Source organism: Oceanospirillum sediminis, assembly GCF_014164585.1.
In the GTDB taxonomy this organism is placed as follows: domain Bacteria; phylum Pseudomonadota; class Gammaproteobacteria; order Pseudomonadales; family Halomonadaceae; genus Oceanospirillum; species Oceanospirillum sediminis.
Genome location: NZ_JACJFM010000015.1, coordinates 17,185 through 31,670, shown reverse-complemented (window position 1 = coordinate 31,670; position 14,486 = coordinate 17,185). Strand labels below are relative to the sequence as shown.

General features: G+C 47.2%; 12 protein-coding genes. 5 read left to right on the top strand and 7 right to left on the bottom strand.

Annotated features, from left to right (window positions below; genetic code table 11):
- Window positions 1-162: 162 nt before the first annotated feature.
- From H4O21_RS12615 to arsC, 3 genes are read right to left on the bottom strand one after another with little or no spacing between them, the layout of a single operon-like run.
- Window positions 163-576 carry a DUF2069 domain-containing protein gene (locus H4O21_RS12615; protein ID WP_182809230.1) on the bottom strand — a complete coding sequence of 138 codons (414 nt, stop codon included), beginning with the start codon at window positions 574-576 and terminating at the stop codon, window positions 163-165.
- An 18-nt stretch (window positions 577-594) separates the two neighbouring features.
- Window positions 595-1,224, bottom strand: a complete 630-nt coding sequence (gene wrbA / locus H4O21_RS12610; RefSeq protein WP_182809229.1) for an NAD(P)H:quinone oxidoreductase — start codon at window positions 1,222-1,224, stop codon at window positions 595-597.
- The gene (gene arsC, locus H4O21_RS12605; RefSeq protein ID WP_306667886.1) at window positions 1,221-1,574 is read right to left on the bottom strand and encodes an arsenate reductase (glutaredoxin); all 354 of its coding nucleotides are present in this window, start codon (window positions 1,572-1,574) and stop codon (window positions 1,221-1,223) included. Before arsC ends, wrbA begins: the two co-directional genes overlap by 4 nt.
- 80 nt (window positions 1,575-1,654) lie before the next feature.
- Here arsC and H4O21_RS12600 point away from each other — a divergent pair, with 80 nt between their 5' ends.
- From H4O21_RS12600 to H4O21_RS12590, 3 genes are all read left to right on the top strand, one after another.
- The gene (locus tag H4O21_RS12600) at window positions 1,655-2,938 is read left to right on the top strand and encodes a YihY family inner membrane protein (RefSeq protein WP_182809228.1); all 1,284 of its coding nucleotides are present in this window, start codon (window positions 1,655-1,657) and stop codon (window positions 2,936-2,938) included.
- A gap of 109 nt (window positions 2,939-3,047) precedes the next feature.
- Window positions 3,048-3,320, top strand: coding sequence for an acylphosphatase (locus H4O21_RS12595; protein WP_182809227.1), 273 nt, complete (start codon window positions 3,048-3,050; stop codon window positions 3,318-3,320).
- Between the two features lie 72 nt (window positions 3,321-3,392).
- Window positions 3,393-4,562, top strand: coding sequence for an NnrS family protein (locus H4O21_RS12590; RefSeq protein WP_182809226.1), 1,170 nt, complete (start codon window positions 3,393-3,395; stop codon window positions 4,560-4,562).
- Window positions 4,563-4,570: 8 nt separating this feature from the next.
- On the opposite strand, the gene H4O21_RS12585 is transcribed toward H4O21_RS12590, so the two are convergent.
- On the bottom strand, window positions 4,571-6,049 hold the full coding sequence (locus tag H4O21_RS12585) for an aminotransferase-like domain-containing protein (RefSeq protein WP_182809225.1): 1,479 nt from the start codon (window positions 6,047-6,049) through the stop codon (window positions 4,571-4,573).
- A gap of 179 nt (window positions 6,050-6,228) precedes the next feature.
- Here H4O21_RS12585 and H4O21_RS12580 point away from each other — a divergent pair, with 179 nt between their 5' ends.
- A complete protein-coding gene (locus H4O21_RS12580; protein WP_182809224.1) occupies window positions 6,229-7,155 on the top strand; it encodes a DMT family transporter in 927 nt (308 codons plus the stop codon).
- 774 nt (window positions 7,156-7,929) lie between these two features.
- Entirely contained in the window at window positions 7,930-9,528 is a 1,599-nt protein-coding gene (locus tag H4O21_RS12575) for a methyl-accepting chemotaxis protein (protein WP_182809223.1), read from the top strand.
- A gap of 71 nt (window positions 9,529-9,599) precedes the next feature.
- Here H4O21_RS12575 and H4O21_RS12570 read toward each other — a convergent pair whose 3' ends face one another.
- From H4O21_RS12570 to H4O21_RS12560, 3 genes are all read right to left on the bottom strand, one after another.
- Entirely contained in the window at window positions 9,600-11,636 is a 2,037-nt protein-coding gene (locus H4O21_RS12570) for an ATP-binding response regulator (RefSeq protein WP_182809222.1), read from the bottom strand.
- A 286-nt stretch (window positions 11,637-11,922) separates the two neighbouring features.
- Window positions 11,923-12,510 carry a lytic transglycosylase domain-containing protein gene (locus H4O21_RS12565; protein WP_182809221.1) on the bottom strand — a complete coding sequence of 196 codons (588 nt, stop codon included), beginning with the start codon at window positions 12,508-12,510 and terminating at the stop codon, window positions 11,923-11,925.
- Between the two features lie 92 nt (window positions 12,511-12,602).
- A complete protein-coding gene (locus H4O21_RS12560; RefSeq protein ID WP_182809220.1) occupies window positions 12,603-14,318 on the bottom strand; it encodes a proline--tRNA ligase in 1,716 nt (571 codons plus the stop codon).
- Window positions 14,319-14,486 lie beyond the last annotated feature (168 nt).

Below are 14,486 nucleotides of genomic sequence, written 5' to 3'. Positions count from 1 at the left end.
GATTTGTGAGTGATATGGCATCGTAAAAATACAGCTTCTTTAGTTCTTCTGATGAAAGAGGGTTAAAGAAGCTGCAGCAAGTATCTGAATAAGCTTTTCACTGTTAAGAGTTATGATATTTTCCGGTGACTGAAGAATACCGCAACACTTTTCAGGTATATATCACTCTGACTCAGTATTCTGGTTAGTCCGGATACGAAGACTTTCCCAGCGGGAAAACATCATGGCTGATGAGAAAAGTGCAATAGACAGTACAGACAGTGTTAGTCCGAATATTTTGTGATCAGGGATAAAGGCCTGGGTTACGCCCTGAGTGAAATAGAGCAGGCTGACAAAGCAAAGCCAGGCATGGGACCTGGGGCGACGGGTCCATACGCCTGGGATAAACAGCAGTAACGGAAGGGTCTGAAAGAGTACGATCACCCAGGTACGAGCCCCTTCAGTTGGAAAAAGAATACTATTTCCTGTCAGAAGGACAAACATACCGATAAAGCTGAATAACACCCAGATGCGGCTTTTTTCAGCAAGCTGATTGATATCTTTACCAGCTTCCAGGCGGCTCATCATTTTTTTCATTAAACGGCTCTCTGTTTGTTAAGGCTGCTCTGAAGCATGATCGGATGCAGATTCCAGTGCGCAAGCCAGGCTGGCGATACGCTTTCCCTGGGCATGGCATAAGGTTTTTTCAATGGGATCAACAGCGTTATCGCTGTTTTTTCCTGCCAGATGGCTGGCTCCATAAGGTGTCCCGCCTGATGCTGTGTTCAGCAGCTCAGTGTCGCTGTATGGAATGCCCGTGATAACCATGCCGTGATGTAATAATGGCAGCATCATGGATAACAGAGTTGATTCCTGGCCGCCATGCAGACTGGACGTTGAGGTAAACGCCCCGGCAGGTTTGTTTATCAGAACGCCATTCATCCAGAGATTGCTGGTATTCTCCAGAAAGTATTTCAGTGGTGCTGCCATCGTGCCGAAACGTGTCGGACTCCCAATGATCAGTCCTGAGCAATTCCTGAGGTCATTCTCTGTGCAATACAGGTCACCTTCTGCCGGAATACTATCAACCGTGGCCTCACAGTCCGCTGATACCGGAGGAACTGTGCGTAAACGGGCTTCGATTCCCGGAACAGATTCAACGCCATCGGCTACGTACTCTGCCATAGTGCGAGTGGCACCGTGGCGGGAGTAGTAGAGAATCAGCACATAAGGGCTGTTATTCATGGCAGGATATCCAGTACATTTTCCGGAGGACGTCCAATAGCCGCTGCGGAATCGGTTTCGGCAATAGGGCGTTCAATGAGCTTCGGTGTGGCAACCATGGCGGCAATAAGAGCCGTATCATCGCTGTCTTTGCTGAGCCCCTGTTCTTTAAATTCAGCTTCTTTGGTGCGCATCATATCGATTGGACTGACATTCAGTTTTTGCAACAGAGTATGAATTTCCGGCTCTGACAAAGGTTCGTCCAGGTAACGACGAATTGCGGGTTCAATGCCTTGTTGCTGAAGCAGTTCCAGAGTAGCGCGAGATTTAGAGCAGCGTGGATTATGATACAGAGTGACAGTAGACATCATTTATCCTTGATTCAGGTCAGTGGTAAAATTAGCCGGTATTTTAACCAGCTGAGCTTCATACGGGAACAGGAGATCGTCAGATGACGCCTATACAGGGTACTCTGGATTATTGCCAGCATTATGGAATCGGTTTTATTCGTTTTATGTTTCGCCGTTTTCAGAAAAATGAAAGTCAGAAAACAGCGGCTTATCTGACATATACCACTCTGTTTGCTATTGTACCGCTGATGACGGTGACTTACGGCATTCTTTCTGCGTTGCCCAGTGTGCAGAATGCCGGAGAGCAGTTTCAGGATCTGTTATTCAGTAACTTTGTTCCTGAAAGTGGCCAGGTTTTACAGGATTATCTGAAAGAGTTTGCTCGCCAGGCTCGCAGCCTGACCGTTGTGGGCGGTGTCTTTCTGGTTGTCACTTCTGTTCTGATGATGTCGGCGATTGAAAAGTCGTTTAATCAGATCTGGTCTGTCAGTAATAGCAGGAAGGGGGCATCCAGTTTTTTGCTTTACTGGGCTATTCTGACACTGGGACCAATACTGATAGGGGTTGGTCTGGCAGCCAGTTCTTACGTGCTATCTCATAAATATTTTCTGAGCGCAACCGATACACTGGGGCTGACCCCCTATATTTTGCAGTTTTTGCCTTTTCTGACCTCGTCACTGGCTTTCACGATGCTTTATCTTTTTGTACCAAACTGCCGTGTCAGCTGGAAGCATGCTCTGGCAGGAGGTGTTTTTACTGCGATCTGTTTTGAGCTGGCCAAACTTGTATTCAGTCAGTTTATTGCTCACTCGCCTTCCTATGAGGTGGTTTACGGTGCATTTGCAGCCGTACCTTTATTTCTGTTCTGGATTTTTATCAGCTGGAACCTGGTGTTATTGGGAGCCACTCTGGTAATGGCGCTGGATCGTTATCAGCCGGACTGGGTCTCAATCCGGCGACATGAGTTCAGTGTTGCAATCCATTTGTTGCGCTGTCTTTTTATACATTGGAAAAAAGGGCGGGTTGCGCCAGTGCATCAAGTCAGAAAAATTCTGGCTCCTCTGAGCTTTTCACAACAAAATGCTTTGCTGGGGCACCTGAAGAAGAAAGGATTGATCGTAATGAGTGATCAGCAGGAATGGCACCTGGCCAGAGATTTATCCGGATTGACGCTCTGGCAGCTGTTTCGTCTGTTTCCCTGGGCTATGCCGGTGTGCAGTGCAGATAAATCAGAGGGCACGGCAGAAGTACAGGCGTTATGGCCGGAAGCTGATGCTATTTTTCGTCGCTATGACGAACATGGTAATAAGGCTTTTAATCAGCCGGCGAATACACTGTTTTCTGCTGATGAGGCAGAAGTCTATCTTCCGGAGTCTGAAAAATAAACAGAGTTCTGGGCTTCTTCTGGCTTCATGGTAAAGTGTTGCGGCGCGGAATAATATTCTGAATGATAGTCAGATATGATCGGATGATGAATGCCAGAGAGGTGATGGTATGTCTATAATTGCTCGTAAAGCCTGTGTAACCGGACGGGTACAAGGCGTCTGGTTCAGAAAAAACACCCGTGATCAGGCGGAAAAGCTGGGGGTGACGGGTTGGGCTGTCAACGCCGATGACGGATCTGTTCAGGTACATGCTCAGGGTGACGCAGATCAGGTAGAAGCGCTGATGCAATGGCTGTGGAAAGGTTCTCCTTTATCCCGGGTGGACCATGTCCAGGTTCAGGAATGTGATTGTCTGGAGCTGGATGGGTTTACTACCGGGTGATCAGACTGCCTGATATATAAGGATGCTTTACTCTGAGGCGCCAGTACAGTAATTGTTAAGGAACAGGATGTGATGTCAGGGTATTTTTCGCAATTCAGTTTTTCCGCCAAAGCATTTTTATCTATGGGGTTCCGGCCTTTTTTCCTGCTGGGCAGTGTGTTCGCCTGTGTGCTGATGACGGGTTGGGTGCTGCAGTTAAGAGGCATCGCTTTTCCGACTTTTTATCCGGGAGTTCTCTGGCATAGTCATGAGCTGATCTTTGGTTTTACCGCAGCCATTATCAGTGGCTTTCTGCTGACGGCGGTACGTAACTGGACAGGGATCGCGACCTTATCTGGTACGGCTCTTGCCGGGCTGGTGCTGGTATGGCTGGCAGGGCGTATCCTGCCATTTACTTCCCTGCCTGCAGAAATTATTTCTGTTGTTGATCTGGCCTTTTTTCCTTTTCTGACACTGGCAATTGCCCCTCCCATCCTGAAAAGCGGCAATGTACGCAACATGGTGTTTATTTTCTTTTGCCTGCTCTTTTTTCTGATGAATCTGCTGGTGCATTTTGATCTTCATGGTTTGACCATCGGGATGGCACACCAGGGGATTTATGGTGCTCTGAATCTTGTCGTACTGATTATGCTGATCATTGGTGGGCGGGTGATTCCGTTTTTTACTGAACGTGCGCTACCTGATTGTCAGGGCAAGCGTATCCTATGGCTTGAAAAGGCTGTGGTGCCAGTTGCGGTGATGCTTTTTCTGTATGATTTATGGCAGCCCTTAAGTGATCTGGCGTCTGTATTGTCCGGTATTCTGGCGGCATTATTGTTAATGAGGCTTGGGGGATGGTTTGATAAAGCCTTACTGAAAAATCCTCTGTTGTGGATTCTGCATCTGGGGTATCTGTGTATTGCACTAGGGTTTCTACTGCGTGCAGCAGGGCCTGTAACCGGCTTGTCGCCGTTCTTATATATCCACATGTTAACGACAGGCGGTATTGGTCTGTTAACACTGGGAATGATGAGTCGGGTTGCTCTGGGGCATACTGGTCGTCCGCTGATGTTGCCTGGATTGATGAAGCTGGCCTTTACTTTTATGGTGCTGGCGGTGCTTGCCAGGGTTGTGATGATGGCTGTTGTGAATAAAGCTTTTGTGTACGATATGGCGGGCTTTTTCTGGATTATTGCTTTTGCTCTTTTCTTTATCGTTTATTTACCCGCACTGATCTCTCCCAGAGTAGATGAGCAGAGTTGAGTTTCGGCTCATTGCCCGGTCATGTATCTGATCTGTTTGCCCAGCTTGTCCATAGCCTGAAGATATTCAGGCTGATTCTGAAACATGGCAAAGTTTATCCGGATATAGTCCTGATGATCCCCCTGACTGCTGAAAAGAGGTCCGGGGGTGATGTTGATCTGCTGCTGTTGAGCCCACTGATACAGCGGCAGGCTATTCATTTTTTCCGGTAATTGAATCCAGATAAGAAACCCGCCATCTGGCGAGATATGTTTGATATTATCCGGCCAGAAGTGTGCCATTGCCTGATTGAATAGCTGTTGTCGTTGATGATACTGGCGCTTTATCTGTCGCAGGTGGCGTTTCATGAGTCCTGCTTCAAACCAGAGTCCCAGGGCTTTCTGAGTATGGGCAGGTAATCCCATTTTGCTGACAAACTGAAAGTGCTGGCACTGTTCGTGCCAGCGGCCGGCAACCAGCCAGCCGATACGTATTTTCGGGGTCAGTGTTTTTGAAACGGAGCTGCAAAAAAGTACCCGGTTATCACTATCCAGCGCTTTTAATGAGGGTAGTTGTGGGCTTTGTTCAGAAAACTCTGCAAAGACATCATCTTCAATCACTGCCAGATCATATTGTCGGGCCAGTGTCAGCAGTTCTTTGCGAGCATTGAGAGGCATGCTCTGTCCTGACGGATTGTGTACGGTGGGTTGTATGACAATTGCTTTGACTGGCCAGTGTTGTGCCTGAGCTTCTGTCAGTACTGAAGACAGAATATTGATGTCAGGGCCGCCATCAGAGCTTTGAGGGATCTCTATTACTTTTCTGTTCAGAGCTTCCAGGCATTGCAGAATACCATAGAAACAAGGGGACTGAATCAGAACAATATCTCCTTCCTTTGTTGTGCTTTGTAGTGCCAGGGTGATAGCTGCCTGGGCTCCGTTAGTGACAATAATCTCTTCAGGAGCTGTTGTAATACTCCGTTCAGCCAGTTGCAGGCTGACTTGCTGGCAAAGCACCGGATCTCCCGGAGGGGCCTGATAATGAGACAAGTAGCCGTGCTCAAGCTCAGAAAGTTCTTTTCTTATTTGTTGCTGAAGTATCCTGTACAAGCGTTTTACTCCGAAAAAGCTGGCACAGGGGTTAGCGGAACCCAGAGCAACCTGGTCGGTTCTTCCCGCTGACCGGACGATATGAATTCCCAGACTTTTATTATCAACTCTGTGTGGTCTCAGAGCATCTTTCTGCTGTTGGCTGAGTATTGCTTCTGGCCGCTTTGAGTTGTTTCTCTGCAGGTGTTGTGGCAGTGGAAAAAAGCCTGACTTTTCCCGGGCGCGGATCAGACCATCATCTTCCAGTTGTTCGTAGCTGCGTATGACGGTGCCTTTGCTGACTCCCAGCTCCTGAGCAAGGGCGCGTATTGACGGTAGTTTTCTGTCTTCCGGGTAGATCCCCTGCTTTATTCTGTCTTTAATCAGGCTGGCGATGCTAAGGTAGCGAAAGCTGCTCATCTGTACCCCTTGATATCGTATGGTTCTGTCTGTTTTATCAAAAAATTAACAGATATATAGTACAGATGATACAGAGTAACTGAATTTTTAAACAAAGTACGCTGTGAAAAAACAGGTATATTCTCAGGCCGGGCGGAGTTTTTCTGCAGGGTATGGTTCAGAGCCGGAGGGCAGACGATATGAGTGATAAAGGGGCTCAGGCTGGCGTGAACAGTCCCGCCAGTAAGCGATGGTTGCTAATTGTACCCTGGTTGTTTGTAGTGCTCTGGAGTACAGGTTTTATCGGCGCCAGGTATGGACTGCCTTACAGTGAACCTTTTACTTTCCTTAGCTGGAGAATGGCATTCAATATTCTGGTTTTCATATTGTTGCTGATGATCTTCAGAATCAGGCTACCTGGTGAACTGTCCTTATGGAAACAACAGGCAATTGCTGGATGTCTGATTCATGGAGCCTATCTTGGTGGTGTCTTTTCGGCAATAGAAACGGGTGCGCCGGCTGGCCTTACAGCTCTTATGGTTAGTCTTCAGCCTATTCTGACAGGGTTGGTGATGACTATGGCTTACGGTAGTTCCCCTGATAACAGACAATGGGCAGGGTTAATTGCGGGTATTTCTGGTGTGGCTCTGGTGCTGACCGGAGGACAGGCCGATTTACTGGGTGGAGGTTTACTCCGCTGGTCAGAAATGACATGGATTCTGATCGCTCTGGTTGGTATTACTATAGGTACCCTGTATCAGAAGCATTACTGTAAGCCTCAGCCTGTTCTTACCGCAAGTCTGATTCAGTATATCGCTTCTTTGCCTTTGATGCTGTTTATGGCTTTGGTATTGGGAGAAAGTGGGGTAGTGGAATGGCACCCTGAGCTGATTGCAGCTCTGGTATGGTCTGTGTTGATATTGTCAGTTGGTGCAGTGCTATTGCTTATGCAAATGATTCAGATGGGTGAGGCAACCAGAACCGCCAGTTACTTTTACCTGGTGCCTCCTTTTACCGCTCTGGAAGCCTGGTGGTTATTTGATGAACGTTTAACACCTGTTGCACTGGCTGGGATGTCTCTGACAGTATTTGGAGTGTATTGGGTAAATAAAACAAAGTCGCCATGAGGTCTTCATTATTTGTGTTACTGGCCTTACTTCATGCTTACCCTGCAATGACACCGTTAAATGACTGCTGAACAGAAGGATTTCCATATTCTCCCGCCGTTGGCCGGAGAATATGGCAGCTTTTTAGTTCAGGTGCTTAAATACCTCCCGGATATTTACCAGAGGCGCTGTTTCTGATCTGTGCAGAGGCCTCTGCTTTTGTCTGTTGCTATTCATAAAGCCTGTTTGGCTCCGTAGCCGAATAGAGTGTTCGTACGAAAAATAACGACTTTTCTACTCTGTAGCTGAAAGTATCAGGTGCTTTATACCCCGGGCTGCATCTCTCAGAGTATTTTGTCTGTTTCCCTGTTTATATCTCTATGGTTTTATTAGGAAAATATGATTGTGACTGTTTTGAGGAGTGAATAGGTGTATTTGTATAACAATGATTATTTATCTTAATTAGCTTAATATTGTGTGATTTACAGGTATGTAAAAATATGTAATTAGTGCATTTGTACCAGTACTAAACTGTTACCTTTATCCATTTGTTTTATAATGGCTTTTCTGATTTTATATATTCTTAGTCCTTGCTGCCATTAAAGAAGGATTATAAATAATCTTTTTCTGATGAAAATATTGGACTATTATCTTCGGCCCTGCTGAATAGCTGATTGATAGCTATAATGAATAGAGCCAGGGGTTTGAGTTATACAGAATTTACTCATTTTCAGGGTGGTTATTGAGTCAGACTGTACCCTGAAAAACTGACAGCTTGATGACAGAGGTAGCATAATGCGGCGAAATCTTCCCGTTACCGGTCAAGAGCGATTGATGGATCCGGATCGCTGTATTATTTCCACAACGGATAAAAAAGGGAAGATTACCGATTTCAACGAATACTTTGTTGATATGAGTGGTTTTTCAGGTGATGAACTAATCGGAGCGCCTCATAATCTGATTCGGCACCCGGATATGCCTCCGGCTGCATTTCAGGATCTCTGGGATGTGATTAAGCAAGGCAAACCCTGGATCGGTGTGGTGAAAAATCGATCAAAAAATGGCGATCATTACTGGGTTGATGCCTATGCAACTCCTATTTTTGAGAATGGGCAGATAACAGGTTATCAATCTGTGCGCCATGCACCGGATAGAAAGGTGGTTGAGCGGGCCGAATCTTTATATGCTGCTATTAATGCGAATAAGCACACTTCGCTCTGGGCCCGGTGCAAGGGCTTCTTCTCAACCAGTTATTTTCGACGGACCTGGGTCACTATCTGGTTAATCATGTTGCCGATGCTCGCCTTGATTGGCTGGATGTTTGATGATGCCAGCTGGCCAAAAATCATGGCATTGTTTGCAGGAGCAGGTGCTATTAGTGGCGTTGCAGCCTGGTGGCTTTCTGCGCCGATTGCCCGGTTAGCTAAACAGAGTTCTGATATTTTTTCTAATCCCGTTGCGCAGATGGTATTTACCGGGCGGTATGATGAGCTGGGGCAGCTGGAATTAACACAGAAGTTTCTCAGTCTGACAATGAAAACGGTTATTAACCGGCTGGATAATGCATCAGACCAGATTCATGGACATACCTCGGATGTAGCGGATAAAGCGGGTAAGGTTAATCGTCAGACACAGAATCAACTGGATGATATTGCTCGTGCCGCCAGCACTATGCAACAGATGACAGTGGCCACGGAACAGGTTGCTCAGAGTTGTGAAGAAGCTGCCAGTGTTGCCCGTGAAACAGATCTTGTTAGTCAGAAAGGACGTAATATTGTTGAAAGCAGTGAGCGTTCTATTCAGAAGATGGCTCAGGATGTCAGAGAATCGATGAATGTCATTCACGCCCTGGAGGAAAGTAGTCGGAATATTGAGCAGATTCTTGATGTGATTAATGGCATCGCTGAGAAAACGAACCTGTTAGCACTTAATGCGGCTATTGAAGCTGCTCGTGCCGGGGAGCAGGGGCGTGGGTTTGCAGTGGTTGCGGATGAGGTGCGTAATCTTGCACAGAGTTCGCAAAAATCAACAGGTGAAATTCAGGAGCTGCTGCAGACGTTTCAGCAGCAAACTCAGCAGGTAGCCAGTATTATGGGTTCCTGTGAAGAGCAGGCTGATGGTACTGTGGCAGAGATTAAAGAAGCTGAGATGGTATTAATGAATCTGAGTAAAACCATCTCTCAGCTGGAAGAAATGAATAGCCAGATAGCTACAGCGACCGTGCAGCAAAGTTCGGCCGCCGTAGAGATGAACCAGAGGCTGGAGCAGATTCATTCGGCTGCCAGTACAGTGACTGAGGCAAATGAAGAAGTTGTTACCGACTGTCATGCGTTGTCGGCAGAAGCGGAAGATCTGGCCAATCTGATTAAGCGTTTTGGTTCAGCTGCACGCTGATATCTTGTCCTTCAGGCCTGTGATCAACAGGCCATAAAGTGTATTGGAAGGGCAAAGGTTTATCTCTGGCATCAGAGTTCTGTTGATAGCCATTGATTGAGCTGACGATTAAACTCCGGAATATTGAGAGGTTTCGTCAGGTAGGCGCTGAATCCGGCTGATATTCCCTTATCAATATCTGATGGCATAGCATTAGCGCTGATGGCAACGATAGTAGCGCTATGTGACAGGTCATGCGCATGTATTTCACTTAATAGCTCAAAGCCTGTCATGCCTGGCAAATTAATATCCAGCAGAATCAGATCAAATGCTTGTTCTGCCAGAACTTTAAGTCCGGCTTCTGGCGTGCCGACTGTGATAAGAGAGTCATCCGGACGTTTGCTGAAGATCTTTTCAACCAGAAGGCGATTGGCAGCATTATCTTCGACATAGAGTGTTCTGGTTTTGGCTTCTATCAAAATCTGTTCGTTATTCTGAGTGCTGTCATCAGATGGGGACAATGTTGTCTCTCCTGTAATTGCAGGCATTACAAGGCTGAAGGTGCTGCCTTCTCCGGCAGCACTGGTTACTTCAATGCGCCCTTGCATCGCTTCTGCCAGCTTCTGGCAAATCACAAGTCCTATGCCTGTGCCTTGTCGAGTACTGGATTCCATGCCCAGTCGCTCAAAAGGCTGAAACAATCTTTGAACCTGCTCATCACTCATGCCGATACCGGTATCTTTAATACTGATGCAGCAGGCATCGGTCCGGGTGTGGAGGGTCACTGATACCTCGCCATGAGACTTGTTATATTTGATCGCATTGCTGACCAGGTTAAGTAAGATCTGCCTGATTCGCTTGGCATCACCATGTATCCTGTGTCTGAATGACGACTCTATATGACTGGTTAGTGTGATATTGTGGCTTTCAGCCATAGGCCTGGTCAGTGCCAGTACTTCCTGGATCATAGGCACAGGCTGGATATCCTGTATGGATAAATCAATGCGCCCCGCTTCAATCTTAGATAGATCCAGAATCTCATCAATCAGTTGTAGCAGGTGGTTGCTGGCTGTTCGTATTTCACTAAGGCTGATGATATGTTCTTCACTGAGGTCATCTTCATCCATTTCCATTAGCTGAGTATAGCCCAGAATTGCATTCAGAGGTGTTCGTAGCTCATGGCTCATACTGGCCAGAAAGGAGCTTTTAGCACGATTTGCCTGTTCCGCGCTTTCTTTTGCGTGGAGGAGTTCTTCCATCATCAGTTTTCGACCGGTAATATCCCGGTATGTACCAAGAAGGCCTGTGATTTTTCCTTCGTCGTCACGAATAGGAATTTTATTAATTTCTGCCCATAAGAAACTGGCATCACTGCGTTGAAGGTAATAGTTCTGGTTGTAAATTTCTTTACCCTGAAGGAGTACTTCGTCATCGTTGTTCTGCAATTGTTGAATGCTGTCCGGACTCAGAACTTTTCGCAGATCAAAGGTTTCACCTGCGGGCTGAATGCCATTCCCCAGATCATTTTCCAGCCACTGATTAACCCCTTGTATTTCGCTTTGACTGTTCTGCCAGTATACACCTGCCGGAATATAGTCCAGTACCAGATTCAGACGTTTTTCGATATCTTTGCGTTTTTGTATTTCTATCTGAAGCTGATGTTTTTGCCGTTCTCTATCCCGACAAGATTGCAGTGGTACAGCAAAATGCTCCAGAACAGGGCTAAAAAAGTGATCTGGTAAAACAGCTTGCCAGTCCGGTTCAGCCAGCAGCAGGAAAGCATCTGTTGTACCAACAGGGAGGAACAGAGTGTGCTGGTAACAGGTTAACAACGGACTAATTGATGATACTAAGCTGTTATCAGTCGTCCTCTGCTCTTTTGAGGGCAGTGCTTTAACCCGGTACAGGGTTTCAGGGGTGGCCTGGAAGCGATTATTTACTGCAGAATGAGTCACTCTGAACGTCGTTTCCTTTTCTGACGAACGGATCTGTGTCAGGAACAATCCCCCGTACATGCCTGTGTGCTTAATCAGGCCTTGTAACATTGTCCGGATCAGGGAGGCTTCCGAGGTTTCCGAACTCATCAGCACAGCCATTTCAAAAAGAATGGCCTGGTTCTGGTTGCTCATACTGTTTTTTCCAGGGGCATCGGATGCAGATTACACAAGGGAATCTGTGGTTGTCATAACACATTCAGCTGGTTAACAGGTCCGGGGAACGGAGCTGTTGTCAGCATTGTCTGGCTGTTCCATGCTCAGAAAAGCCATCTCTTTGCAGATTATTCTGTTCAGATATCAATAGAATAGCGGGTATGTTTATATGCTGGAAGCTTAATTGTTGATCACCGATCTGATAATGACGGTATTTGCTGATGCGACAGGTAGTATCTGGTATTTGTCGGATTGTACGGTCGGGTCAGCGCTTTATCTGCCAGTTATCGCGCCATGCTTTCATCACTTTTTCCGGGTAACTGGTGCGTCCTTTGCTGCCATTGTAGAGCGCCAGAGCCATGGGGAGGTTGTTGTCTGATTGCAGCAGATAGTGTGACAGAATCTGGCAGCCGTACTTCAGGTTCGTTTCCAGGTTAAACAGGTCATCTCCAGTCTGACCAATCTGTTGTATCCAGAATGGCATAACCTGCATCAGTCCCCGTGCTCCAACCGGAGAGACCGCATGACTTCTGAAATGGCTTTCCACTTCAATAATGGCCAGTACCAGTTCTGGCATCAGATGATTCTGTCTGGCATAGTGATGCACCTGCTGTAACAGAAAGATACGCTGTTCCGAATCGGAAATATAAGATTCAAGGCGCTGGCTCATAGTGGTAAACCAGGTTCGGGCTGTAAATGAGGAAGGAAAATCAGCGGTCAGGGCTGCTTTGGTGATGATCTGGTTGAGCCGCCGGTCTATGGTCTGATTCTGGTTGTCTGAACTGTATCCGAGGCCTGTCCACAGAAAAGTGGTGAAAGCAAAAAGATAAGTGGGGCAAATGGCTTTCTTCATGAGGAGCGGATCAGAATACAGAATAAGCAGCCGTTGAAAAAGTGACGGCTGCTTATTGTCATCTGTGCCGATTGATTGTTATCTGCAGAGGATTATTTCTGAAACTTCTGTTTCAGGAACTCAAGAACATTGTCCTGGGCAATCATAGTGTTACTTTCATCGCGACGGCCTTTATATTCCAGCTCACCGGCTTTCAGGCCGCGTTCGCCAACGACGATTCGATGCGGAATGCCTATTAGCTCCAGATCCGCAAACTTAAAGCCCGGACGCTCATCGCGGTCTTCCAGTAACACATCAAAGCCTGCCGCTTTAAGATCCTGATACAGTTTTTCACTGGTCTCTCGTACCAGTTCAGACTTGTGTGCATTCATCGGTACGATGGCTACTTCGAATGGTGCCAGAGATTCAGGCCAGATGATGCCGTTCTCGTCGTGGCCCTGTTCGATAGCAGATGCGACTACACGAGTGACACCGATACCGTAACAACCCATGATCATAGGGATTGGCTTGCCGTTTTCACCCAGAACAGTGGCATTCATCGCTTCGCTGTACTTAGTGCCCAGCTGGAAGATATGACCCACTTCGATACCGCGTTTAATAGACAAGGTGCCATTGCCATCCGGGCTAGGGTCGCCTTCTACCACGTTACGGATATCTGCGACCTGAGGCAGTTCCAGATCACGACCCCAGTTGACACCGAAGTAGTGTTTATCATCGATATTGGCACCCGCGCCAAAGTCAGAAGATACCGCTACGGTACGGTCAACGATACATGGGATTGCCAGGTTGATTGGCCCCAGTGACCCCGGACCTGCACCAACCGCTTCACGTACTTCATCTTCGGTCGCGAAGGTCAGCGGTGCTGCAACTTCAGGCAGGTTTTCTGCTTTGATCTCGTTCAGAGAGTGATCTCCACGCACAATCAGAGCGATGAAGTCTGCTTCGATCTCATCAGAGGCTCGCACGATCAGGGTTTTGATCGTTTTTTCGATATCCAGATCAAAACCTTTAACCAGAGCGTCAATCGTTTTCGTGTCTGGCGTATCTACCAGACGCATCTCTTCTGTTGGTGCATCAGGCGCATCTTTAGGTGCCAGTGCTTCCGCTTTTTCCATATTGGCTGCGTAAGTGCCTGCTTCGTTGAAAACGATATCGTCTTCACCAGACTCTGCCAGTACGTGGAATTCGTGGGAACCGCTACCACCGATCGAACCGTTATCGGCCAGTACCGGACGGTAGTTCAGGCCCAGACGGTCAAATACTCTGCAGTAGGCCGCAAACATGTCGTCGTAGGTCTGTTGCAGCGATTCCTGGTTGGAGTGGAAAGAGTAAGCATCTTTCATAATAAATTCACGGGAGCGCATTACACCAAAGCGCGGGCGAATCTCATCACGGAATTTAGTCTGGATCTGGTAGAAATTAACTGGCAGCTGTTTGTAGCTCATCAGCTCTTTACGTGCCATTTCGGTGATCACTTCTTCGTGGGTCGGACCAACACAGAAGTCACGATCGTGGCGGTCTTTAAAGCGCAGTAACTCCGGGCCATACTGTTCCCATCGGCCTGATTCCTGCCATAGTTCAGATGGCTGGGCTGAAGGCATCAGAACTTCCTGAGAGACTTTGTCCATCTCTTCACGCACGATGCGCTCAACTTTTCTCAGGGTTCGTAGTCCCAGAGGTAACCAGGTGTACAGACCAGAAGCCAGCTTTCGGATCATGCCGGCACGTAACATCAGTTGATGGCTGATCACTTCGGCATCGGATGGTGTTTCTTTGAGTGTGGAAATCAGAATCTGACTGGCTCGCATAGGAATAATCCCTGACAAATCGCTAAAGTTTCTAGAAATAATTCGGTTAATTGTATGCGTTGTCCTGCTTCTGGTACAGCTCTGATGTTCTTTTTAGCGGGCTTTATGTTATACCGGGAAAGGTTAACCCCTGGGTTCTATGATTGTCTGGCAAATCAGCAGCTTACC

What these genes read in the sequence shown, in the direction of transcription:
- H4O21_RS12560 (WP_182809220.1), bottom strand. Translation starts at nt 14,318, where the DNA reads ATGCGAGCCAGTCAGATTCTGATTTCCACACTCAAAGAAACACCATCC.
- H4O21_RS12590 (WP_182809226.1), top strand. Translation starts at nt 3,393, where the DNA reads ATGTCAGGGTATTTTTCGCAATTCAGTTTTTCCGCCAAAGCATTTTTA.
- H4O21_RS12565 (WP_182809221.1), bottom strand. Translation starts at nt 12,510, where the DNA reads ATGAAGAAAGCCATTTGCCCCACTTATCTTTTTGCTTTCACCACTTTT.
- H4O21_RS12585 (WP_182809225.1), bottom strand. Translation starts at nt 6,049, where the DNA reads ATGAGCAGCTTTCGCTACCTTAGCATCGCCAGCCTGATTAAAGACAGA.
- H4O21_RS12595 (WP_182809227.1), top strand. Translation starts at nt 3,048, where the DNA reads ATGTCTATAATTGCTCGTAAAGCCTGTGTAACCGGACGGGTACAAGGC.
- wrbA (WP_182809229.1), bottom strand. Translation starts at nt 1,224, where the DNA reads ATGAATAACAGCCCTTATGTGCTGATTCTCTACTACTCCCGCCACGGT.
- H4O21_RS12615 (WP_182809230.1), bottom strand. Translation starts at nt 576, where the DNA reads ATGAAAAAAATGATGAGCCGCCTGGAAGCTGGTAAAGATATCAATCAG.
- H4O21_RS12570 (WP_182809222.1), bottom strand. Translation starts at nt 11,636, where the DNA reads ATGAGCAACCAGAACCAGGCCATTCTTTTTGAAATGGCTGTGCTGATG.
- H4O21_RS12575 (WP_182809223.1), top strand. Translation starts at nt 7,930, where the DNA reads ATGCGGCGAAATCTTCCCGTTACCGGTCAAGAGCGATTGATGGATCCG.
- H4O21_RS12580 (WP_182809224.1), top strand. Translation starts at nt 6,229, where the DNA reads ATGAGTGATAAAGGGGCTCAGGCTGGCGTGAACAGTCCCGCCAGTAAG.
- H4O21_RS12600 (WP_182809228.1), top strand. Translation starts at nt 1,655, where the DNA reads ATGACGCCTATACAGGGTACTCTGGATTATTGCCAGCATTATGGAATC.
- arsC (WP_306667886.1), bottom strand. Translation starts at nt 1,574, where the DNA reads ATGATGTCTACTGTCACTCTGTATCATAATCCACGCTGCTCTAAATCT.